This window comes from Streptomyces sp. NBC_00457, assembly GCF_036014015.1.
Lineage (GTDB): Bacteria > Actinomycetota > Actinomycetes > Streptomycetales > Streptomycetaceae > Streptomyces.
Genome location: NZ_CP107905.1, coordinates 9,229,142 through 9,249,525 on the forward strand (window position 1 = coordinate 9,229,142; position 20,384 = coordinate 9,249,525).

Sequence of the window (20,384 nt, forward strand, 5' to 3'; positions counted from 1 at the left end):
CCGGCGTGGACATCACGCAGCGACCGGCTCCTCGGCGAGCAGCCGCCTGATGTCCCGCACGGCCGCACGGCCCGCCCGGTTGGCACCGATGGTGCTCGCCGACGGACCGTAGCCGACCAGATGGACCCGCGGATCGGCGACCGCGCGGGTCCCGTCGAGCCGGATCCCACCGCCCGGCTCACGCAGCTTCAGCGGTGTCAGATGGTCGACGGCGGGCCGGAATCCGGTCGCCCACAGGATGATGTCGGCGGGCACGTGCCGCCCGTCGTTCCACGCCACCCCGTCCGGGGTGATCCGGTCGAACATAGGCTGCCGGTCAAGGACCCCGTCCGCGAGCCCCTGCCGAATCGCGTCGTTCAACGGCAGCCCCGTCACGGAGACCACACTCCGCGGCGGCAGCCCCTGCCGCACCCGCTCCTCCACCAGCGCGACCGCCGCACGACCGGCGTCCTCGTCGAAGGGCCCCTCGCGGAAGACCGGCGGCCGTCGGGTGACCCAGGTCGTGGCCGCCGCGTACGGGGCGATCTCCAGCAGATGCTGGGTACCGGACGCACCTCCACCCACCACGACGACCCGCAGCCCGGCGAACTCCTCCGGTCCCGGATACTGCGCGGTGTGCAACTGCCGCCCCCGGAAGGTCTCCTGACCGCGATAGCGCGGCCAGAACGGCCGGTCCCAGGTTCCCGTCGCGTTGATCAGCGCCCGGGTCGACCACACACCGTCCGAGGTCTCCACGAGCAGCCGCCCCGCGTCGCCCTCGCGCACGGCGTGGACATCGACGGGCCGCCGTACCCGCAGATCGAAGGTGCGCTCGTATCTGTCGAAGTACTCGGTGATGACCTCGGAGGACGGCCGCGCCGGGTCGGCGCCCGTGAGCTCCATCCCGGGCAGCGCATGCATCCCGTGCACCTTGCCGTACGTCAGCGAAGGCCACCGGAACTGCCAGGCGCCCCCGGGCCCGGGGGAGTGGTCGAGAATCACGAAGTCCCGGTCCGGCTCGAATCCGGTGCGCCGCAGGTGATAGGCGCCGGCCAGACCTGCCTGGCCGGCGCCTATGACGACTACCTCGGTGTTGTTCACGCTTCTACTAACCGCGTGGGGTGCATGGATCTTCCCGCCGGATCATGCTCCCATCAGGAGTCCTTGTAGACGCGGGGCTTGGCGGTGGAGGGCGGCAGGTTGGCGTTGAAGCGGGCGTCGGTGAACTCCGCGAAGTCGACCCGGTGCGGGAGCAGCTTCAGATCGGCGAACGTGTCGGCGATCTCCTGCTCCGAGGCGATGAGCGGCTTGTCCACGGCGACCGCGACCCGGGAGGCGTTGGTCCGCTTCACCGAGGCCAGTGCCACCTCGTACGGCAGCCCGGTCTCCTCGGCCCACACCTTCGCCCATGCCTCCGGGTGGTCGTACACCCAGTCGTAGGCCCGGCGGAGTCGGCCGAGGTAGTCCTCGATGGCTGCCGTCTTCGTGCTGTCCTGAAGCGCGGAGGGCGCCGCCACCTGGAACGTGAGACCGTTCGTCACGCCTTCGCCGGTCGTGAGAACGGTCCCCTGCTTGGCTTGGAGCACCTGCGAGGTGTACGGGTCCCAGACCGCCCATGCGTCGACCTTGCCGGACGTGAAGGCGGCGAGCGCGTCGGCCGGCTGGAGGTACTTGACCTGCACGTCGCCGAGGGTCAGCCTGGCCGCCTTGAGGGAGGCGACCAGCTGGTAGTGCGCGGAGGACCCCTGCGCGACGGCGACGGACCTGCCCTTCAGGTCCCCGGTGCGCTTCAGCTTGGACCCGTTCGGCACGAGGACGGCGTCGCCCTGGGACGTGCCGTGCCAGGCGGCCACCACCTTGATCTTGGAGCCGGCCCCGGCTGCGAAGACCGGCGGGGTGTTGCCGACGCCGCCGATGTCGACGGCCTTGGCGTTGACGGCTTCGAGGAGCGGCGGGCCGGAGGTGAACGTGGACCACTTGATCTTGTAGTTGAGGTCCTTGAGCTCTCCGGCGGCGCGCAGGATCGCTTCGGAACCGCCTTTCTGATCACCGACGTTGAGGGTGAGCGAGCCCTTGCCGTCGGTGTCGGACCCCGTGCTGGCGGACGAACTCCCGCCGCAGGCCGTGAGCAGCAGGGCGAGGGGGAGGAGCAGCGCGGCGGGGACGAGGCGTCGTCGCATGATGGATCCGTTCTTCGGGGTGAGGGAGTTCAGGCGGCTTCGGCGGCGGTGTCGACGCCGAGCCGTTCCAGCAGCCCGGCGCGCAGTTCCGCGAACCGGGGGTCGGTGATGTCACGGGGCCGGTCGAGGTCGATCTCCTGCTCGTGCGCGATGACACCGTCGTCCATCACGAGGACGCGGTCGGCGAGCAGGACCGCCTCCTCGACGTCGTGCGTGACGAGCAGCACCGCGCAGCCACGGCGCTGCCACAACTCGCCCACCAGACGCTGGGCCTTGATGCGGGTGAGCGCGTCCAGCGCCCCGAACGGCTCGTCGAGCAGCAGCAGATCGGGCTCGCGCACCAACGCCCGTGCGAGGGAGGCGCGTTGGGCCTCGCCGCCGGAGAGCGTCTTGGGCCAGGCGTCCGTACGGTGGTCCAGGCCGACCTCCTTGAGCGCCTGCTCGGCGACGGCACGGCCGGGCTTGCCCGGAAGGCCGAGCAGGACGTTGCGCCACACCTTCTTCCACGGCATGAGCCGCGGCGCCTGGAAGGCGACGGCCTTGCGGCGCGGCACCAGGACGGTGCCCTCGATGTCGCGGTCGAGCCCGGCGAGGATGCGCAGCAAGGTGGACTTGCCGCAGCCGCTGCGGCCGAGGAGGGCGACGAATTCGCCCGGCCGGACGTCGAGTCGGAGCCGGTCGATGACGGCACGCCCGTCGAAGGAGCGGGTCAGCCCATCGACGTGCACGGCCTGAGGGGACTGAGGACTCACCTTGGGGTTCACCGGCCGGTGAACGTCGGTCGCCATTGCAGCAGCAGCCTTTCGAGGGAGCGGACGACGAAGTCGGCCAACAGGCCGAGGAAGGCATAGACGACCAGGCAGACCACGATCACGTCGGTCCGCAGGAAGTCCCGCGCCTGCACCATGAGGAACCCGATGCCGGAATCCGCGTTGACCTGCTCGGCGAAGACGAGCGCGAGCCAGGCGATGCCGAGCGAGTAGCGCAGCCCGGTCATCGCGCCGGGCAGCGCACCCGGCAGCACGACATGCCGCACCAGCCCCCACCGCGACAGCCCCAGGGACTCCCCGGCCTCGATCAACTGGGCGTCCACGCCCCGGATCCCGGCGTAGACGTTGAGGTACAGCGGGAAGGTCACACCGAGCGTGATGATGGCGACCTTGGGAGCCTCGCCGATACCGAACCAGATGATGAACAGCGGGATGAGCCCCACGAAGGGCACCGTCCGCAGCATCTGCACCGGGGCGTCGACGAGATCCTCCCCGACCCGGAACAGCCCGGACACCAAGGCCAGTCCGGTGCCGACGACCGTGCCCAGCAGCAGCCCGAACGCGACCCGCTGCAGCGAGGTCCCCATGGCGGACGGCAACGAACCGTCGGCGATCAGATCACTCCCGACCTGCGCGATACGGCCAGGTGAGGCGAGTACATCGGCGGTCAACACGCCGGTGACGCTGAGCAGTTGCCAGAGCCCCAGCAGCAGGAGTGGGCCGGTGGTGCGGCGCAGCCAGCGGGGGACGCGGGTGCGGTGGGAGGAGGCGGGGACGAGGGGGACGAGGTCGGGGGAGGGGGCCGAAGCGGGACTGCCTTTCTTGCCCATAGGCGAAATATCGGGTTCGTGCGGGCCGGGCCGGGCATGGCTGATGCTCATGGATGCTCCATGGGTTCATGGGGGAGCGGCCGGTGAGGAGATGCGCATGCGCGCCACCGCGTCCGATGCGGATCAGCGCATCAGACGTTCGGGCAGGAGGGCGCGCAGGCGCGAGGAATGCGAGAGAAGGGCGTCAGCAGCCGCGGCGACACGCGGCAGAGGCCACCCGCAGCAGGTCGATGTGACCGCGCGTGGTGAGCAGGGCTGAACGCAACATGCGGCCGAAAGTAGCCAGATGACATGCGCGCGGTCAACGCCCGTCTCGCGGTGTGGACCCCTCGTGGCGGACCCGTCCGGTCCGATGACGTGCGCGTTGGGTCGTGTGCGCGAGGATGGGAAGCATGTCAGATGCCTTCACCACTCGCGTGCTGAACGTGACCTCCGGTTCCACGGAGCGGGTCGTCGACCTCACCCATGACTGCGAGACCTTCCTGCGGGAGACGGCCGCCGACCGCGACGGCCTGCTGAACGTCTTCGTCCCCCACGCCACCGCCGGCATCGCGATCATCGAGACGGGCGCGGGCAGCGACGACGACCTCCTCGCCGCCCTGCACACCCTCCTGCCCGCCGACGACCGCTGGCAACACCGCCACGGCAGCCCCGGCCACGGCCGCGACCACGTCCTCCCGGCACTCGTACCACCCCACGCGACGCTGCCGGTGCTGAGCGGGCGGCTGGAGTTGGGGACGTGGCAGTCGGTGTGCCTGGTGGACACGAATCGGGACAACTCGAACAGGCAGGTTCGGTTGTCGTTCCTCGGCTGAGGGGCGACGCGTGACGACCTCAGGTGTAATGTCCGGCCGGGCCAAACGGGCAGGCATTCGGTTTCAGGTGCGGCGAAGGCGGAGCTTGAGTGCGCCTCGATCGCAGTTGTTTCCTGGGGTGCAGCCGTGGTGGCCGGGGCGGGCAGGTTTCCGCCGTCGAGGGTGGGTTTTCGGGGTGAAGGCGAGCGGATGACCAACCCGCGGCCGAGACCAACTTCACCCCGGAACGGCGCCCCCGCAGCGGCACCCCCAAAGCGCCGCCCGGAGACCAGCTCTACATGGCCACGTACGACTCGACCAGGGAGCGCGTTCCACGCCGCGCTCCCTCTGGGGGCAGGGCTTGATCAAGCCCTGCCCCCACCGGCCTGGGGACCCATCGCTTGCGACCCGTTGCCGTGAGCCTGGGTCACCGGCGGAGGATCGCCTCCGCCCGTTTTAGTGCTTCGCTCTGGTAACTCGCCAATTCGGCCAAAAATGCTTGATCCTTCTTCGGAAGAGTGGCGATGAGTGCACGTCGAACCCGCACAGCTGTTCCGGGGACATCGGCCTCGATGGCGCATTCTCCATCAGTCACGGCGACCGCAATCTCGCGTTTCCGGAATTCTTCCTTCGACGACTCATTTCGGCCGTTGTTCTCCAGGAGAAGGCGATTCAGAGAGCCGCGTGCCTCCTCTGGAGTCCGGTACGCGAACCCTCGTGCCGCCATACACAAACGCCAGGCAGACATTGCGGTTGTGAATTCCCGGGCCTTGGGTACCTTGGCGTCGAGGCGGCCATTGAGGGCTTCGGGGGCGTAGTACATGCGGGCCCACACCGTGACGTCGCCGGTCAGGTCGCGGCGGGCTTCGGCGTCGCAGCCCTGCCGCCGTACTCGTACGGTCCCGGTGCCCGTCGAGACGTCGTCGCCAGAATCCGAGGGGCCGGAGAAGGCCAGGTCGAAGGAGCGTTTCCGGTCCGGCGGCAGGTCCGTGTAGTACGGGGCCGGTGGCGGCCCTGACTGCTCGGGCGTGGTGGCGATGGCATAGCCGTGGCTTCTGCGGCCGGGGAGGTCCACGACTGCGGCGGTGTCGTCGAGCGACGTCGGCAGCGGGGCCCGCTTTGCGGGGTAGGTGAAGCCCTTGTCCTTCATACACCGGTGGACGAGCTTGTTGACCGCCGTATCCAGGGTCTGCTGCGCCCGCGGCCAACTCCCTGACCGGGTCACCATGTCGAGCGCCTCCGGGCTCAGCCGCCCGCTGAACGCGGGCGGCTTCGGCAGCGGCGTTGCCCCCGTGTCCGGCTGAGCGTCGGCGCAGCCGGACACGGCGGCAAGGGCGGCCACGGTGAGCCACAGGACCCTTGAGGGTCGCCTCATCACCTCGGCGAGCACCAGTGGTTGGAGCTGATCGTGTCGTTGAACGCCGGGTCGTTGTAGCCGACGGGCGGCGCCGCCCCGAAGTCAGGAACCTGGTCGTTCCTGCCGAGGCTGTGATAGCGGCCGTTGTAACCGGCGTCCGTCCAGTAGTAGACCGTGCACTCCCTGCCGCGGTTGGCGATGGAACTGATGCAGTCATTCCAGGTGCCACCGCGGCACTGACTCTGCGCGAAGGCCGTGAAGTTGGGGTTGTCGCCCGCGACGCGGCCCCGGGCACCGCCGTAGTTGCTGTTCACCCAGAAGCACGTATCTCCGGCCGCACAGGTGAGGAGCGGCTCCACCCTTTCGTCGGAACTCGCCGTGGCGGGCGCTGCGGTGAGACCGCCCAGCACCAATAGCGTGGATCCTGCGGCTGCGGCCAGCATCTTTCGCATGGCTGTCCTCTCTCCTTTTACGGATGCTTGGAGCTGTGCATGCTTTCCTGTCCGAAAAGAGAATGCAGCCACTCCCAGGAAAGCTGGTAGAAGTATGCGGCAGAACGCAATATCCCTGGTCCGAGCCGGTCACGGCACACGCCAACCACGGGTCTTGACCGCAAAAGAAGAAGTCAGGATGGAAACGGATGCTGAGGATCCATTTCGCCTCAGAGGATCTGGCCCACACGCGATTAGCCGAGGGCCCAGACCCGATGTGGGAGCTGTGTATCAGCCTCCACCGTCTCCAACGCCGTGACGCCTCCGTGCTCTTCGGAGCATGGCGACGCCAAGTCGTGCCCCACGTCCCGGCTGCGACCCGCATGCTCTCGGCCCTGGCGCCGGCGGTCGGCTACAGCTGCGACTTCCTCACACCGCGGACCGGTGCGGGCCTACCCGAGCAGACACAGGCCCTGCGCGCGACGCCGCGCTCCCGCCTGCGCGGTGACCTGGAGACGTACACCCGGTTCAACCCCCAGCGGCATCTGCCGCGTTGGGTGGGGGATCTGGCCGACGGCGAGGCTCACCTCCTCGACCTGATCGGGGACGTCGCCGACAGCTATTTCACCGCCTGCCTCGCGCCGTACTGGGAGCGGATACGCACCCAGGTCGGCAAGGATCTGCAGTTGCGCACCCGTACGCTCGCCACGGCCGGCTGGGACGCGGTCTTCAACACCCTGCATACGTCGGCTCGCTGGAGCTATCCGGTCCTGGAACTCGACTATCCCGTCGATCAGGACATGCACCTGAAGGGCCGTGGGCTGTTGCTGCAGCCGTCGTTCTTCTGCCGGTACACACCCACCGCCCTCGTCGACTCCTCCTATGATCCGGTCCTCGTCTACCCCATCGAGCACCAACCCAACTGGGCCTCCCCCGGCACCGCCGACAACGATCACAGGCCGCTCATCGCCATCCTGGGTCCGGCACGGACCAGCTTGCTGCAGGCGGTGGCCGAGGGCACCGGCAGCACCACCGAGCTGGCCAGCCGTACCGGACTGACCCCCTCCAACACCAGTCGCCATCTCACTGCGCTGCGCGAAGCCTCCCTCACCTCCAGCCAGCGCCACCACAGCGCCACTCTGCATTCGGTGACCGGCCTCGGTATCGCCCTGCTCAACGGCACGCTGCCGCAACTCCCCGCCTGACCGGAGCAGATCGGTCAACCGCCCTGCTCTGGAGCACCATGAGTAACGACACCGGAGCCATCGCCCGCCAGCGGCACTACACCACCCTCCGATGTTTGGACAGAGAAGTCCTCCGCCGGACGGCCTGGCCGGAGACGTCGGTGTCGGCCCACAGGACCGGCCGGCCGTGACGAGTGCGCGCACCTGATCCGGCCGGGTCATGAGCGCGGCCACCGCGCACGGCACGTCGGCGGCGAGCTCGTCGGGCACTACCAGGCAGTCGGGGGTGTTGCCCGGGGTCAGCGTCGCGACGTACTCGGAGCGGTGGGCACGGCCGCCGGCCAGCGCCACGGTGTCCACGACGGCGGGGGCGATGGTCATACCCGCGCAGTCGATGACGATGGCGTCGTCGTCGCCCGCCGCGGTGACGATGGCGGGACCGACCCCCACGCCCAGGGAGCCGACGAACAGGAGGCCGGCGCCTGTCATGGTCCCGATCAGCGGGTCCATCGTCAGGATGCGGGCGTTGGTGAACAGGGCGGGCAGTCCTCGTCGTTCGAGAGGATCTCGTCGAGGGCCTCGGGGTTCCAGCGCACGGTGTCGGTGCGCTCTTCCGGGCGGCGATCCGACATCCGGGACTTCCTCGCAAGCCGACGCGCCCGGATCACCCCGGAACAGGTCGGACTGCCCACCAGAGGCCCACGACGGGTGCCCGGGCTGCGGCGCGAGGAGGTCGCGCAGCTGGTTTCCATCAGCACCGACTACTACACCCGGGTCGAGCAGGGGCGCATGCAGGCGTCCGTCCCCGTCCTGGAAGCGGTCGCCCGGGCCCTGCAACTGGACGAGGATGAGCGCAGGTACCTGTTCGACCTTGTCCAAGCAGCCGGTCCCGCCCGGAGTGCACCTCGCCGCCGCAGGGACGTCGAGGTGCCGCCCTCCGTCCAGTGGATGCTCGACTCCATGACGAAGTCGGCGGCGTTCGTACGCAACGGCCGCATGGACGTCATCGCCCACAACGCGCTGTTCCGCGCTCTGCACGCACCGATGTTCGACAGCGGCACCATCGACCGGCGCGGCCGTCCGAACATCGCCCGCTACCTCTTCCTCGATCCGGGCTCAGCCGATTTGTTCGTGGACTGGGAGGCCGCCGCCGTGACCACCGTCGCGCTGATGCGCGCCGAAGCCGGGCGCGAACCGCGCGACCGCGCCCTGCGCGAACTCATCGGCGAACTGTCCACATTCAGCACCCAGTTCCGTACTCACTGGGCGGCCCACCATGTCCGCATCCGCCACGACGGCATCAAGCGGCTGCAACACCCCGACGTCGGCCGCCTGGAACTGGTGTACCGGTCCATGGACCTGCCTCTGTCCGACCGTGCGGTGTACGACCTGACGATCTATACCGCCGAGCCCGGCACGTCTTCCGAAGACCGGCTCAAGCTCCTCGCCAGTTGGGCAGCGACATAGCCGTCACTGAGACACCATCGGTGGACCGTGCAGCGCGTCCAGGGCCGTCACCGCCACGTGGAGCTGGGTGCGCTGGGAGCCGGACTCCAGGTCCGTGGCCAGGAGGCGCTCTATGGTGTGCAGACGCTGGTAGAAGGCTTGGCGGGACAGACCCACGTGCTTGGCGGCGATCGACTTGTTGCCGGCCGCGTCGAGGTAGGCGCGCAGGGAGGTGAGCAGGTCGCTGCCGTGCCGTGCGTCGTGGCGGAGGAGGCGGCCGAGCTGCTGTTCCACATACTTCTGGACACGGACGTCGTCGCGCAGGGAGTACAGCAGTTCCGGCAGGCCCACATCGGAGGCTACGTGGAACGGGCGGCCCCGTGACGTGGGGCCGATGGCGTCGGCGACCTGCTCGGCCTGGCGGAACGACCCGGTGACCTCCCCGAGTTCGGTGACCGACGGGCCGACCGCGACGACGACGTCCTCGCCGAACACCGCGTGCAGATCGCGGGCGACCCGTTCGGCGACCGGCCGCCACGCGCTCGCGCGGGCCAGGGCCATGAGGAGGCCGGTCCGCCGCTCGGAAAGGTTCCCCACCAAGGCCTTGACGCCGGCGGTGTGCAGTTCCCCGGCGAGGTGATCGGCCACCGACGTGCCGCCGCCGGGCGCCGCCGCGTGGTCGACGACGACCGGGAGGAGGCGGTGGCCGGTCGTGGGCAGACCGAGAGCCTCGGCGCGCAGCCGTGCCTCGGTGCGGCTGCGGTAGCGCCAGTGCAGCAGATCGAGCAGGACGGAGCTGTGGGCACGCCGGTCCCACGAGGGGCGACCGGTCAGCCGGGCCAGCGTGAGGGCGGTCGCGGCCTGTTCCAGAATCATCGTGTGCTCGGGGCCGAACGGCGGTCCGGCGGCCAGAGGCAGCATGATCAGGCGCCCCCATGGGCTGCTCCGTTCCGTGACCGGCGCCATGAGCCAGCCCTCGGGCCCGCTGACCGCGGCGCGGTCCGGCGTCGCGGCGGCGCGTGAGCGGCGTGGCCAGGCTTCCAGGATCTGTCCGCCCGGGTGGCCGGCCTGCACGCAGATGACCGCGTGGTGGATCAGGTTCTCCAGCACGACCGGACAGCCGGCGAGGTCCGCCGCGGTCTGCACGAGTTCCTCGGGCTCCGCGCCGCGCAGGGTGAGGGAGGTGAACAGTTCCTGCACCTGCTGGGCACGCCGCAGCAGTTCGCCCTGCGCGTCCAGGATCAGGGCGTGCACGGTCTGAGTGACCTCGATGAAGCGCACCCCGCGCGCCAGCACGATCAGCGGCAGATCGCGCTCCCGGCACGCCGTGACGAGCTCGGGGGGCGCCTGCTGGTACCGACGGCCCAGTTCCACGACCAGGCCCGCCACCCCGACGTCCGCCAACTGGTCGACATAGCCGCGCAGTTGGGTCGGATCCGAGGGGTACGGCATGCCGGTGGTGAGCACCAGCTCGCCGCCCTCCAGGAAGGAGGCGGGATCGAGCAGTTCGGTGACGTGGACCCAGCGCACGGTACGCCCCAGCTGTTCCCCGCCGGCCGCCACCCGGGGGAGACCGGCGGCGATGACCGGCAGTCGCAGTACGTCGGCAACCGTGAGGAACGGCATGGGCGCTGGCTCCCGGGAGACGTCGTACCGAGTGGTCCGGCACGTGGTTCCGGACCACTCTGAAGGGTGGGACGAGGCAGCGCAAGGTGTGACAGTGCTGCTCAGGAGCGTGCTGCCGACGCCGGTCAGGGGCGCCGGGCGATGAGATCGGCGATCGTGGCGATCGGGGACGTCCGCGTCCGTCCGCCCGCCTCGTGCCGGTCCGCCAGCCGGTAGGCGACGTACAGTCCGCGTACCCCGAGCCAGCGCAGCGGCTCCGGCTCCCAGGTGCCGGGGCGGTGCCCCGTCCAGGGCAGTCGGGTCAGCCGTGAGTCACGGCCGAGGACCAGGTCGGTGAGCGTGCGGGCGGCGAGGTTCGTCGAGGTCACGCCGTGGCCGACGTAGCCGCCGGCCCAGCCGAGGCCGGTGTCGCGGTCCAGGCCCACCGTCGCCGACCAGTCGCGGGGCACCGCGAGCACCCCGCACCAGGCGTGGTCGACGCGGGCGCCCGTGGTCTGCGGCAGCACCGCATACAAGGTGTCGATGAGCTGGGCGATCGTACGGCTGTCGACGTGTCCGTCGGTGTCGGTGCGCGAGCCGAAGCGGTACGGCACCCCGCGCCCGCCGATCGCGATGCGGTCGTCCCGGGTGCGCTGCGCGTACAGATGTCCGTGTGCGGTGTCGCCCAGGGTCTCCCGGCCCGCCCAGCCGATCTCCTCCCACATTTCCTCCGGCAACGGCTCCGTGACGATCATCGAGCTGTTCATGGGGAGCCAGGTCCGCCGCAGTCCCTTGACGGACGCGGTGAAGCCCTCGGTCGCGCGCAGGATCACGGGGGCTTTGAGCGTGCCGTGCGGGGTGCTCGCCCGCCCGGTCCTGATGGCCGTGACCGGGGACTTCTCGTACACGGTCACGCCGAGCCGCTCGACCGTCGCGGCGAGCCCCCGGACCAGGGAGGCGGGTTGGAGCCGTACACAGTGCGGGGTGTACGCGGCCGCCGTCATTCCGGCGATGTCGATCCGCTCGGCCGCCTCCTCGGGAGTGAGCATCACCGCCGCCGTGACCCCCCACTCGTGGTCTGCTTCGGTCTTGTGCCGCAGCCGGGTGGCCTGCGCCGGCGTCCGCGCCACCCGCAGGGTGCCGCTCTTGACGATGTCCGCGTCGATGTTCTCGCGTTCGGCGACGGCGATGATCTCGTCGACGGCCTCGTTCATCGCCCGCTGGTGGTCGAGGACGGCATCCCGCCCGTACGTCCTGGCCAGCCGGTCCCGGGCTCCGGGCACCAGACCGGAGGCCCAGCCGCCGTTGCGCCCGGAGGCGCCGAACCCGGCGAACTCGGCCTCCAGGATCGTGATCCGCAGTGACGGGTCGGCCTGCTTGAGGTAGTAGGCCGTCCACAGTCCGGTGAGGCCGGCGCCCACGATGCACACATCGGCGTCGCGGTCGCCGGGCAACGACGGCCGGGGAGTGGGCAGTTCGGAGAACCAGTGGGAGATCCGGCCGTTCACCGGTCCGGGGCGGCCGAGCGTGGGGGTGCTCAAGGGGGGAGTCCTTTCGGAGCGGATACCGGGAGAGGGTCAGACGCCGAGCAGACCTGGCAGCCCGGAGAGGTCCTTGATCTCCTCGTACGGCTGGAAGGCGGGCGAGCCCGGGAAGCCGTACCGGTTGACCCAGATGCGCCGCATGCCCGGGTACCGCTTGGTCGGCATGATGTCGTACTCCCAGCCCTGGGCCGTGTGGATGATGTCCTGCGGGCCCCGGCCGGTCGCCTGCATCAGGTACTCGAAGGCCTGCGGCAGCGGCTTGTACGCGCCGGCCTGCTCGGCGGTCAGGACGTAGTCCCACTCGACGCCCAGTTCGTCGACCGCGTACTGGATGAGGTCGTCCTCGCTGTTGGAGAGGATCGCGATGTCGTACTCGCTCTTCAGGCGGCGCAGTGCGTCCGGGACCTCGCGGAACGGCTTGAACTTCTTGATCGCCTCGATCAGCGCCTCGCCGTCCTCGTCCCTGTACTCCAGGCCGTGCAGCAGCATGACGTTGCGCAGGGTGCTGCGGACGATCTCGCGGTAGGGACGGTAGGCGTCGACGACGCCCTGGAAGCGCATGACGTACGCGTCGTGGTGAAACTGGTCGGCGTCGACGCCGATCTCGGCGAGCCGGTCCTTGACGATCTCGTGGGTGGCGGCCCGGGTGTCGAAGTTGATGAGGGTGCGGTAGCAGTCGAAGCTGACGACCTTGCGCATGCGGTGAACTCCTAAGAGAGGGAGGGGTGTTCAGGAACGGCTGCTGGCCTCGGCCAGGTCCAGGTCCTTGGTCTCGGGGGCGAGGAAGTACGACACGGCGAGGCCGGCCAGGGTGATCGCGACCGCCACCCCGAGCGTGCCGCGCACCCCGAGGTCCTCGGCGGCGATGGGGAGCAGGAACGTGGAGGTGGCGGAGCCGATCCGGCTCATCGCGGTGGCGATGCCGACGCCGGTGGCTCTGAGGTCGGTCGGGAAGAGCTCGCTCGGGTAGACGAACTGCAGTCCGCTGCCGGCCGCCTCGAAGAACTGGAAGGCCGCGAACAGGGTCACGACGAGGAACGCCCAGTGCAGTGGCAGTACCGCGAGCGCGATCAGGGAGACGTTGATGCAGATGAATGTGCTGATCAGCAGTGAGCGGCGGCCGATCCGGTTGACGACCACCAGACCGAGCGCGATGCCCAGCACGGCGATCGTGGTGATCAGTGCGCTGGAACCGTAGGTGCTCTCCACCCCGAACGCGGACAGCATCTGAGGCTGGAAGGAGCGGACGGCGAAGGCGGGCGCCACCTGACAGATCCAGAAGACGGAACAGAAGACGACCGGGACCGCGTAGCCGCGTCGGAAGATCTCGACGAGGTTGCCGAGGCCGGAACCGCCGCGCTGCTCCTGGCGGGTCTCCGCGAGCAGTTCGTCGGTGTCGATCTCCTGGCCGAGGTGTTTGCGTACGACGGCCTGCGCCTCCTCGATCCGGCCGCGCGAGGCCAGCCAGCGAGGGGACTCCGGGATGCCGGCCCGGAAGACGAGGAAGACCACCGCCGGGACGACACCGGAGGCGAGCATCCAGCGCCAGGAGTCGTCGCCGAGCCCGGTCAGCGCCCAGCCCACCCAGAAACTCACGCCGTACCCGACCCACCAGGCCAGCACCAGCCCGGACAGGGCCGGGCCGCGCATCCGGCGGGGCACCAGCTCGGTGGTGAGGGCGGAGGCGATGGGATAGTCGGCGCCGATCGCGATACCGATCAGCAGCCGCAGCACCATCAGCTGCCAGGCCTCGGTGACGAAGAACTGGAGCGCCGACAGAACGACGAAGGCGACGAAGTTGAGGACGTACATGAGGTGGCGGCCCACCCGGTCGGTGATCGGTCCGAAGACCGCACCGCCGATGAACACACCGACGAGGACGGACGCGGCGATCAGGCCGGTCCACAGGGTGTCGAGCGCGAGAGCGGGGGTGATGAGCCCGAGGGCCACACCCATCACGCCGAGGAGATAGCCGTCGCAGAACGGGCCGCCCATGGCGACCAGCACGATCCGGCGATGGAAGGAGGTGACGGGCGCGTCGTCGAGGGACGAGGCGCCGCCCGTGGCAGCTGAGGTCGTGGACATGCGTGAGACTCCTGGGGACGCGGGGCGGGGAGGGGACGTGCGTCGAGCAGGAAGGCGTACGTCGCTGTACACCGGAGAGACCGGAAGGTCGCCGAGCGGGGGCGAGACGGTCCGGGGTTGGCCATCACCCTGGTTCAGCGGGCGGCCACCGTCAATGAACACGGTGTTCGCTCGGCGGCCGCCGAATGGACAGTCTGTTCCGCGGCCCGGCGCCGGTTGACAGACCGTCCACACATGCCGGGCCCATGGAACACCGTGGTCGTTGACCCTCCCGCCCCCGCGCCCACAGGGTGTCGGGTGTCCCCCCGCACCTTCCCAACCCCCGGGAGCGCCGCTGTATGGGCCAACTGTCCGAGCACCTGCGTCAGGCCGCACCCGTCGTCGCCGAACGCGGGGAGGGAGTCCACCTCTTCGGGCGCGTCGGTATCGACGGGTTCCCGGAGTACGAGTACCTCGCCATCCCCGTGGCGGACGCCCGTGGCTGACCGGCTCGTCGTCCTGCACCGCGGCATCCTGCCGCCCGATCCCGCACGGATCGAACGCCTCGCGGACACGGTGTACGCCACCGAGGAGGAACTGCCGCTCCTGCTGCCCGGTGCGGACATCGTCCTGTGCTGGCACTCCATCACCCCGGTGGTCGCCGCGGCCTGGCCCGAGGACCCGGCCTTGGCGCCCGACTGGGTCCACGTGGCCGCCGCCGGAGTGGACTCGCTGCTCTTCCCCGCGCTTGTCGGCAACCCGGACGTCGTCCTGACCAACTCGCGCGGCGTGTACGACCAGGCCATCGCCGAGTACGTCCTCGGCCTGATCATCGCCCTCGCCAAGGACTTTCCCGGAACCTGGGAGCACCAGCGGCGCCGTGAGTGGCGACCGCGCGACAGCGAACGCATCGGTGGACGCACGGCGTTGGTCTGGGGAACGGGGCCGATCGGCCGCGCCGTCGCCCGCATGCTGCGTGCCGTCGGCATGCGGGTGACCGGAGCCGGACGCACCGCCCGCGCGGACGACCCCGACTTCGGCCTGGTCCACGCGGGAGCGCGGGTGCGGACCGCGCTGGCGGAGGCGGATTACGTCGTCCTCGCCACCCCGCTCACCCCGGACACCCGCGGCATGGTCGACGCGTCCGTCCTGGCCGCGATGAAGAGCGGCGCCCGGCTGGTCAACGTCGGCCGGGGCGCCCTGGTCGACGAGGAGGCGCTGATACGTCACCTTGCCGACGGTCGGCTCGCCGGTGCGGCTCTGGACGTCTTCGCCCAGGAGCCACTGCCCGCCGCCTCACCGCTCTGGGACCTGCCAGGCGTGATCGTCTCTCCGCACACGGCGGGTGAGGTGACCGGCTGGCGTGCCGACCTGGCGGACCTGTTCCTGGACAACCTGATACGCAGGAACGAGGGCCGGCCGCTGCGGAACGTGGTCGACAAGAACAAGGGCTACGTCCGGGAGCGGATCCGCGTGACGCACCCGGGTGACACCTCACTTCGCGGGGCCTTCTGATCAGTGCGTATCGGTGTGCCGCTCCAGCAGCGCCCGAGCCGTGGCGGCCATCGCCTCGTCCACCATTTCCCCGTCGAACGTCACCGCGCCGGCGCCGGACGCCTGGGCCTCTTCCACCACGGCGATCAGTCGTGCCGCACGGGCGAGTTCGGCCGGGCTGGGTGCGAACACGTCGTTGATGACGGGGACATGGGAGGGGTGGATCGCCATCATGCCCGCGTAACCCAGCGAGCGGTTCTGCTCGGCGAAGGCGCGCAGGCCGTCGAGATCGCCGATACGGGTCCACAGCCCGGCCACCGGATGCGGGGTTCCCGCGGCGCGCGCGTCGAGCAGGACGCGGGCGCGCAGGGCGTGCGTCTCGGCGCCTTCCGGGCTCCAGCGGTAACCGATCGCACGCTCCACGTCGCCGCCCGCCCCGGTGATCGCGCCGAGGTGGGCGACGCGTGCGGCGGCCGTCGCGCAGGCGTGGGCCTCGCGCAGGGCCCGAGCGGTTTCGAGGAGGGGGATGAGGGCCAAGTGGCCGTGCGGCAGGCCGTGTTCGTGCTCGCTCCAGGCGAGGAGCCGGTCGGCGAAGCGGATGTCGCCGGGGCCTGTCACCTTGGGCAGCACGATTCCGGTGAGTCCGGGGCCGCACAGGGCGCGCAGCTCGTCGGCGGCCCTCCACGTGTCGAGTGGGGTGACGCGGACGAACAGGGCCGGTCCCGGCAGGGAGCCGTCGGCCCGGCGGGCGAGCGCCTCGGTCACTTGCCTGACGGCGGCCGCGCGTTCGGCCTGCGGCACCGCGTCCTCCAGGTCGAGGACGACCGCGTCCGCCCCGGCCGCCCGCGCTTTGGGAAGCCAGTGCGTGGCACGGTTTCCGGGGACGAACAGCAGGGAGCGCAGGGGTGGGCGGGGGAGGGGAGCGGGGTTAGACGACACCGTGTTTCTCCAGGTCGGTGAGCTCGTCTTCGCTCAGCCCGAGCCACTCGCGGTAGACGAGGTCGTTGTCCTGGCCCAGGGCGGGGCCGGTCCGCCAGATGGTGCCGGGTCGCTGCCGGAAGTGGGGAATCACGGACTGCATGCGTACGGGGCCGAGGTCGGCGTCGTCGACGGTGACGATGTCGCCGCGTTCGGCGTAGACAGGGTCCTCGGCGATGTCGGCGGCGCTGAACACACGGGACGCCACGACCTCGGCCTGTGAGAACGCTTCGAGGCAGGCGGCCGCCGTGCGCTCGGCCACCCACGCTCGCAGGCCGTCGTCGAGGCGGGCGCGCCCGGCGAACTGCTGTTGCGGCGTGGCGAAGTCGGCCTCGTCGAACCCGAGCAGCTTGGCGACGTTGCGGACCGAGCGGAGCGTCGCCGACGTCACCGTGATCCATTCGTCGTCGCTCGACCGATAGGTGTTGATGACGGCGGCGGGGGCGACGGCGAGCTGGTTGCCGGAGCGTCCGGGTACCGTGCCGAGCTGGTCGTGGACGATGACCTGCCACTCGACGAGCCGGAACAGCGGCTCGAAGAGGGCGAGATCGATCCACTCGCCGTCGAAGTCGGGGTCGTGGTCGCGGCGGTGCAGTGCGGCGAGCACCGCGTAGGCGCCCATGAGCCCGGTCACCGCGTCGCCGTGCGAGAAGCCGGTGTGCACGGGCGGGGCATCGGGGAAGCCGGTCAGATGCACGACGCCGCTGCGGGCCTCGCCGACCTTGCCGAAGCCGGGCTCGTCGGCGCGTGACGAGGTGGCGCCGAAGCCGGATATCTGCAACAGAACGGCCTTGGGGTTGACGCGATGCACGGACTCCCAGTCGAGCCCCCACGAGCGGAGCCGGCCGGCGCGCAGAGTGACGATGACGACATCCGCCCAGGCGACGAGACGCTGGGCGACCCGCCGCCCGGACTCCTGATGGAGATCGAGCGTGACCGACCGCTTGTTGCGGCCGGCGACCTTGAACCAGAGCGGGTGGCCGTCCTTGGTGGGGCCCATCGCCCGTGCCGCGTCACCGGCGCCCGGCGGCTCCACATGGACGACGTCCGCGCCCTGGTCGGCAAGCAAGGAGCCGGCCAGCGGACCCGCCACCACGTGCGCGAACTCCACGACCTTGAGGCCGTGCAGCTGGCCCTGGCCACCGGCATCCTGACCCGTGATCGACACCATCGACACCCTCTGCTCCCCAACTCGCTTGACGGCGGCACCAATCAGCCTGCCGAGCTGTGAGCATGTGAGTCCAGCAACAAACGGCTATGAATCCTTGCGGTTCACGCATGAGTCGGAGGGGCGGCAGATCAGGCCCAGGACACGCCGGGCGGCAGCTCGTGCCGACGCGCACGGAACTCCCGCAGTGTCTCCAGGAACCGGTCGGCCGCCGGCGGGAGTGGGCGGCGCGCGCGCAGGGCGATGTCGAGGCGCCGGTGCAGAGTCGGTTCGACGAGCGGTCTGTGGATGAACGGGCCCGTCCCGAGGAGGGGCAGGACCAGGGCGGGCATCGCGGTGACCCCGAGCCCGGCTGCCACGAGTCCGCCCACCGTGGCGACGTTGCCCGCCTCCGCGGCCGGCACCGACCGGGCCTCGGCCTGTGCGAACGCGGCATCGGTCAGGCGTCGCACGCTGGAAGCGCGGCCGACGGCGAGGAAGGGCTCGCGTGCCAGGTCGTCCCAGGTGACCTCGGGACGGTCGGACAGAGCATGGTCCGGCGGCAGGACGGCCACGAACCGGTCGCGTACCAAAGGGCGGTGCTCCAGCTGCCCCGACGGCTCACCGGTAGTGATGGCGAAGTCCGCGTCGCCGGTCAGGACTCGGCTCAGTACCGATTGTTCCAGTCCGTCCATGATCTGCACGGCCACCTGCGGCCGTTGCCGGCGGAAGTCCAGGATCACCTCGGGCAGCAGGACCGCGGCCACCGACGGCAGCGTGGCCACGGCGACCGTCCCCGACTCACCGAGCAGGAAGCGCTCCAGCTCCTTCATGCCCGACTGATGGGCATTCACGATCTGCTCGGCTATGCGCAGCGCCTCGACGCCGGCGGCTGTCAACTCGACGTTCCGGGTGTCGCGTTCGAGGAGTCGAGCGCCCACCTGCCGCTCCAGGTCGGCCACCGCGCGGCTGAGCGAGGACTGGGAGACGCGCAGTTGAGCGGCGGCCGCGGTGAAGCTGCCCACCCGGGCCACGGCGGCGTAGGCGCTGAGTTGACGAAGAGTGCTGTCCATGACGAGCGAGCTTATGGCCGTACGCGCCCATTGATGCGTGAACAGCATGGATAGATCTCGGTTTGATGCTGGACGCCGATTCGCTGCCGCTCCGACACTCATCCGCAGCACGGGCCACCGGGAGTGCCGGGGGACCCTCGAGCCGTACGAGAAGGTGAGCGACGACCATGCTGGCAGCGCTGGGGTTCTCCACGATCGGCCTGTTCCTCCTGCTCACCATGACCAAACGGGTCTCCGTCCTGGTGGCGCTGGTGCTGCTGCCGGTCCTGGCGGCCCTGGTCGGCGGCTTCGCCGGCGACATGGGGGACATGATCCTCAAAGGGCTCACCACGGTGGCCCCGACCGGCATCATGATCGCCTTCGCCGTTCTCTACTTCACGTTGATGGTGGACGCCGGGCTCTTCGACCCGTTGATCAACCGCGTCGTTCGCCTCGCCCGGAACGACCCGGCACGCATCGCCGTCGGCACCGCCGTCCTCACCATGTGCGTGGCCCTCGACGGTGACGGCGCGTCGACGTTCCTCATCACCGTCTCCGCGCTGCTGCCCGTCTACAAGCGCCTGGGCATGAGCCCGTTGGTCCTCTCGGGGGTGGTCTGCCTGGGCGCGGGCGTGATGAACATGATCCCGTGGGGCGGGCCGACGGTGCGGGCCATGGCGGCGCTGGAACTGGAGAGTTCGGACGTCTTCACACCCGTCCTCCCGGCGATGGGCTGCGGCATCGTCTGGGTGCTGCTCGCCTCGTACTGGATCGGCCGACGCGAGCGCCGCCGCCTCGCCGCGCTCGGTCCGGATACCGCCAAGGAGCAGGACGACGCGGGGCCGCTCGCCGGCCGTGCCGCCGGGGACGGGCCGGGTACGCCCCTCGTGGTGCGGGAAGGGCGCCCGCAGCTCTGGCTGACCGCGTTCAACGCCGTCCTGACCGTCACGCTGATCGTGGCGCTCGTCATGGAAGTCATGCCGCTGCCGGTGCTGTTCGCGCTGGCCTTCGCGCTCGCCCTCTTCGTCAACCACCCCACGTGGGAGGCACAGCAGGACCTTCTGGAGAAGCACGCGAAGAGCGTCGTCCTCGTCACCACGATGATCTTCGCAGCGGGCGTCTTCACCGGAGTCCTGACCGGCACCGAGATGATCACGGAGATGGCGGAGGCGCTGGTTTCGGTCGTGCCCGACTCGCTGGGTGGACACCTCGCGCCGATCGTGGCCGTCACCGGCATGCCGCTGAGCCTTGCCTTCACACCGGACGCCTACTACTTCGGGGTGCTCCCCGTCCTCGCCCAGACGGCGTCCGGCTTCGGCGGCGACGAGGCGGAGATCGCACGGGCCGCGATCCTCGGCCAGATGACCACCGGGTTCCCGCTCAGCCCGCTCACCGCCTCCACGTTCATCCTCGTCAGCATGAGCGGAGTCCAGCTCGGCGAACATCAGCGCTTCATCTTCCGCTGGGCCTTCGGCACGACCCTCGTCATGACCGCGGCAGCACTGCTCACCGGCGCCATATCCCTGTGA

20 protein-coding genes are annotated in these 20,384 nt (G+C 70.1%); 6 read left to right on the top strand and 14 right to left on the bottom strand.

The features are described 5' to 3' along the window. Nucleotides 1-12 precede the first annotated feature (12 nt). The 5 genes from OG828_RS42255 to OG828_RS49700 all read right to left on the bottom strand — a co-directional run bounded on the left by OG828_RS42255 (nucleotide 13) and on the right by OG828_RS49700 (nucleotide 4,027). Nucleotides 13-1,080, bottom strand: coding sequence for an NAD(P)-binding domain-containing protein (locus OG828_RS42255; protein ID WP_328504127.1), 1,068 nt, complete (start codon nucleotides 1,078-1,080; stop codon nucleotides 13-15). Nucleotides 1,081-1,133: 53 nt separating this feature from the next. Next, the gene (locus OG828_RS42260; RefSeq protein WP_328504128.1) at nucleotides 1,134-2,159 is read right to left on the bottom strand and encodes an ABC transporter substrate-binding protein; all 1,026 of its coding nucleotides are present in this window, start codon (nucleotides 2,157-2,159) and stop codon (nucleotides 1,134-1,136) included. 29 nt (nucleotides 2,160-2,188) lie between these two features. Continuing rightward, nucleotides 2,189-2,947, bottom strand: a complete 759-nt coding sequence (locus OG828_RS42265) for an ABC transporter ATP-binding protein (protein WP_328369207.1) — start codon at nucleotides 2,945-2,947, stop codon at nucleotides 2,189-2,191. Next, nucleotides 2,920-3,810 carry an ABC transporter permease gene (locus tag OG828_RS42270; protein WP_328504129.1) on the bottom strand — a complete coding sequence of 297 codons (891 nt, stop codon included), beginning with the start codon at nucleotides 3,808-3,810 and terminating at the stop codon, nucleotides 2,920-2,922. Before OG828_RS42270 ends, OG828_RS42265 begins: the two co-directional genes overlap by 28 nt. Before the next feature lie 133 nt (nucleotides 3,811-3,943). Next, nucleotides 3,944-4,027, bottom strand: coding sequence for a putative leader peptide (locus tag OG828_RS49700; protein WP_349817350.1), 84 nt, complete (start codon nucleotides 4,025-4,027; stop codon nucleotides 3,944-3,946). A 124-nt stretch (nucleotides 4,028-4,151) separates the two neighbouring features. Here OG828_RS49700 and OG828_RS42275 point away from each other — a divergent pair, with 124 nt between their 5' ends. Next, nucleotides 4,152-4,574: a secondary thiamine-phosphate synthase enzyme YjbQ gene (locus tag OG828_RS42275; RefSeq protein WP_328504130.1), complete on the top strand. Its 423-nt coding sequence runs from the start codon at nucleotides 4,152-4,154 to the stop codon at nucleotides 4,572-4,574. A 406-nt stretch (nucleotides 4,575-4,980) separates the two neighbouring features. On the opposite strand, the gene OG828_RS42280 is transcribed toward OG828_RS42275, so the two are convergent. Both OG828_RS42280 and OG828_RS42285 read right to left on the bottom strand, forming a co-directional pair. After that, nucleotides 4,981-5,895 carry a hypothetical protein gene (locus OG828_RS42280; protein ID WP_328504131.1) on the bottom strand — a complete coding sequence of 305 codons (915 nt, stop codon included), beginning with the start codon at nucleotides 5,893-5,895 and terminating at the stop codon, nucleotides 4,981-4,983. A gap of 32 nt (nucleotides 5,896-5,927) precedes the next feature. Then, complete coding sequence (locus OG828_RS42285) at nucleotides 5,928-6,362, bottom strand: peptidase inhibitor family I36 protein (protein WP_328504132.1); 435 nt, start codon at nucleotides 6,360-6,362, stop codon at nucleotides 5,928-5,930. 335 nt (nucleotides 6,363-6,697) lie between these two features. On the opposite strand from OG828_RS42285, the gene OG828_RS42290 reads away from it, so the two are divergent. Continuing rightward, entirely contained in the window at nucleotides 6,698-7,546 is an 849-nt protein-coding gene (locus tag OG828_RS42290; RefSeq protein ID WP_328504133.1) for a winged helix-turn-helix domain-containing protein, read from the top strand. A 582-nt stretch (nucleotides 7,547-8,128) separates the two neighbouring features. After that, a complete protein-coding gene (locus OG828_RS42295; protein WP_328505033.1) occupies nucleotides 8,129-8,992 on the top strand; it encodes a helix-turn-helix domain-containing protein in 864 nt (287 codons plus the stop codon). A 3-nt stretch (nucleotides 8,993-8,995) separates the two neighbouring features. Here OG828_RS42295 and OG828_RS42300 read toward each other — a convergent pair whose 3' ends face one another. The 4 genes from OG828_RS42300 to OG828_RS42315 all read right to left on the bottom strand — a co-directional run bounded on the left by OG828_RS42300 (nucleotide 8,996) and on the right by OG828_RS42315 (nucleotide 14,205). Next, a complete protein-coding gene (locus OG828_RS42300) occupies nucleotides 8,996-10,597 on the bottom strand; it encodes a PucR family transcriptional regulator (protein ID WP_328441839.1) in 1,602 nt (533 codons plus the stop codon). A 125-nt stretch (nucleotides 10,598-10,722) separates the two neighbouring features. Continuing rightward, complete coding sequence (locus tag OG828_RS42305) at nucleotides 10,723-12,117, bottom strand: NAD(P)/FAD-dependent oxidoreductase (protein WP_328504134.1); 1,395 nt, start codon at nucleotides 12,115-12,117, stop codon at nucleotides 10,723-10,725. 36 nt (nucleotides 12,118-12,153) lie between these two features. Next, nucleotides 12,154-12,819, bottom strand: a complete 666-nt coding sequence (locus tag OG828_RS42310) for an HAD-IA family hydrolase (protein WP_328369226.1) — start codon at nucleotides 12,817-12,819, stop codon at nucleotides 12,154-12,156. Nucleotides 12,820-12,849: 30 nt separating this feature from the next. After that, on the bottom strand, nucleotides 12,850-14,205 hold the full coding sequence (locus tag OG828_RS42315) for an MFS transporter (RefSeq protein ID WP_328504135.1): 1,356 nt from the start codon (nucleotides 14,203-14,205) through the stop codon (nucleotides 12,850-12,852). 338 nt (nucleotides 14,206-14,543) lie between these two features. On the opposite strand from OG828_RS42315, the gene OG828_RS42320 reads away from it, so the two are divergent. Together OG828_RS42320 and OG828_RS42325 are read left to right on the top strand one after the other, a co-directional pair. Beyond that, nucleotides 14,544-14,690, top strand: a complete 147-nt coding sequence (locus OG828_RS42320; protein WP_328369231.1) for a hypothetical protein — start codon at nucleotides 14,544-14,546, stop codon at nucleotides 14,688-14,690. Then, nucleotides 14,683-15,699: a D-2-hydroxyacid dehydrogenase gene (locus OG828_RS42325; protein ID WP_328504136.1), complete on the top strand. Its 1,017-nt coding sequence runs from the start codon at nucleotides 14,683-14,685 to the stop codon at nucleotides 15,697-15,699. Before OG828_RS42320 ends, OG828_RS42325 begins: the two co-directional genes overlap by 8 nt. Here the strand turns inward: OG828_RS42325 and OG828_RS42330 are convergent, their stop codons facing one another. The 3 genes from OG828_RS42330 to OG828_RS42340 form a co-directional block, all read right to left on the bottom strand. Then, nucleotides 15,700-16,617 carry an HpcH/HpaI aldolase/citrate lyase family protein gene (locus tag OG828_RS42330; protein ID WP_328504137.1) on the bottom strand — a complete coding sequence of 306 codons (918 nt, stop codon included), beginning with the start codon at nucleotides 16,615-16,617 and terminating at the stop codon, nucleotides 15,700-15,702. Next, on the bottom strand, nucleotides 16,607-17,827 hold the full coding sequence (locus tag OG828_RS42335) for a CaiB/BaiF CoA transferase family protein (protein ID WP_328505034.1): 1,221 nt from the start codon (nucleotides 17,825-17,827) through the stop codon (nucleotides 16,607-16,609). The genes OG828_RS42330 and OG828_RS42335 overlap by 11 nt, the downstream gene beginning before the upstream one ends. 128 nt (nucleotides 17,828-17,955) lie before the next feature. Continuing rightward, on the bottom strand, nucleotides 17,956-18,876 hold the full coding sequence (locus OG828_RS42340; RefSeq protein ID WP_328504138.1) for a LysR family transcriptional regulator: 921 nt from the start codon (nucleotides 18,874-18,876) through the stop codon (nucleotides 17,956-17,958). 167 nt (nucleotides 18,877-19,043) lie between these two features. On the opposite strand from OG828_RS42340, the gene OG828_RS42345 reads away from it, so the two are divergent. Beyond that, nucleotides 19,044-20,384 carry a CitMHS family transporter gene (locus OG828_RS42345; protein WP_328504139.1) on the top strand — a complete coding sequence of 447 codons (1,341 nt, stop codon included), beginning with the start codon at nucleotides 19,044-19,046 and terminating at the stop codon, nucleotides 20,382-20,384.

Excerpts from the sequence above, each read along its gene's own strand:
- OG828_RS42310 (WP_328369226.1), bottom strand. The coding sequence starts at position 12,819 with ATGCGCAAGGTCGTCAGCTTCGACTGCTACCGCACCCTCATCAACTTC.
- OG828_RS42275 (WP_328504130.1), top strand. The coding sequence starts at position 4,152 with ATGTCAGATGCCTTCACCACTCGCGTGCTGAACGTGACCTCCGGTTCC.
- OG828_RS42345 (WP_328504139.1), top strand. The coding sequence starts at position 19,044 with ATGCTGGCAGCGCTGGGGTTCTCCACGATCGGCCTGTTCCTCCTGCTC.
- OG828_RS42335 (WP_328505034.1), bottom strand. The coding sequence starts at position 17,827 with ATGGTGTCGATCACGGGTCAGGATGCCGGTGGCCAGGGCCAGCTGCAC.
- OG828_RS49700 (WP_349817350.1), bottom strand. The coding sequence starts at position 4,027 with ATGTTGCGTTCAGCCCTGCTCACCACGCGCGGTCACATCGACCTGCTG.
- OG828_RS42315 (WP_328504135.1), bottom strand. The coding sequence starts at position 14,205 with ATGTCCACGACCTCAGCTGCCACGGGCGGCGCCTCGTCCCTCGACGAC.
- OG828_RS42340 (WP_328504138.1), bottom strand. The coding sequence starts at position 18,876 with ATGGACAGCACTCTTCGTCAACTCAGCGCCTACGCCGCCGTGGCCCGG.
- OG828_RS42285 (WP_328504132.1), bottom strand. The coding sequence starts at position 6,362 with ATGCGAAAGATGCTGGCCGCAGCCGCAGGATCCACGCTATTGGTGCTG.
- OG828_RS42265 (WP_328369207.1), bottom strand. The coding sequence starts at position 2,947 with ATGGCGACCGACGTTCACCGGCCGGTGAACCCCAAGGTGAGTCCTCAG.
- OG828_RS42300 (WP_328441839.1), bottom strand. The coding sequence starts at position 10,597 with ATGCCGTTCCTCACGGTTGCCGACGTACTGCGACTGCCGGTCATCGCC.
- OG828_RS42320 (WP_328369231.1), top strand. The coding sequence starts at position 14,544 with ATGGGCCAACTGTCCGAGCACCTGCGTCAGGCCGCACCCGTCGTCGCC.
- OG828_RS42270 (WP_328504129.1), bottom strand. The coding sequence starts at position 3,810 with ATGAGCATCAGCCATGCCCGGCCCGGCCCGCACGAACCCGATATTTCG.
- OG828_RS42260 (WP_328504128.1), bottom strand. The coding sequence starts at position 2,159 with ATGCGACGACGCCTCGTCCCCGCCGCGCTGCTCCTCCCCCTCGCCCTG.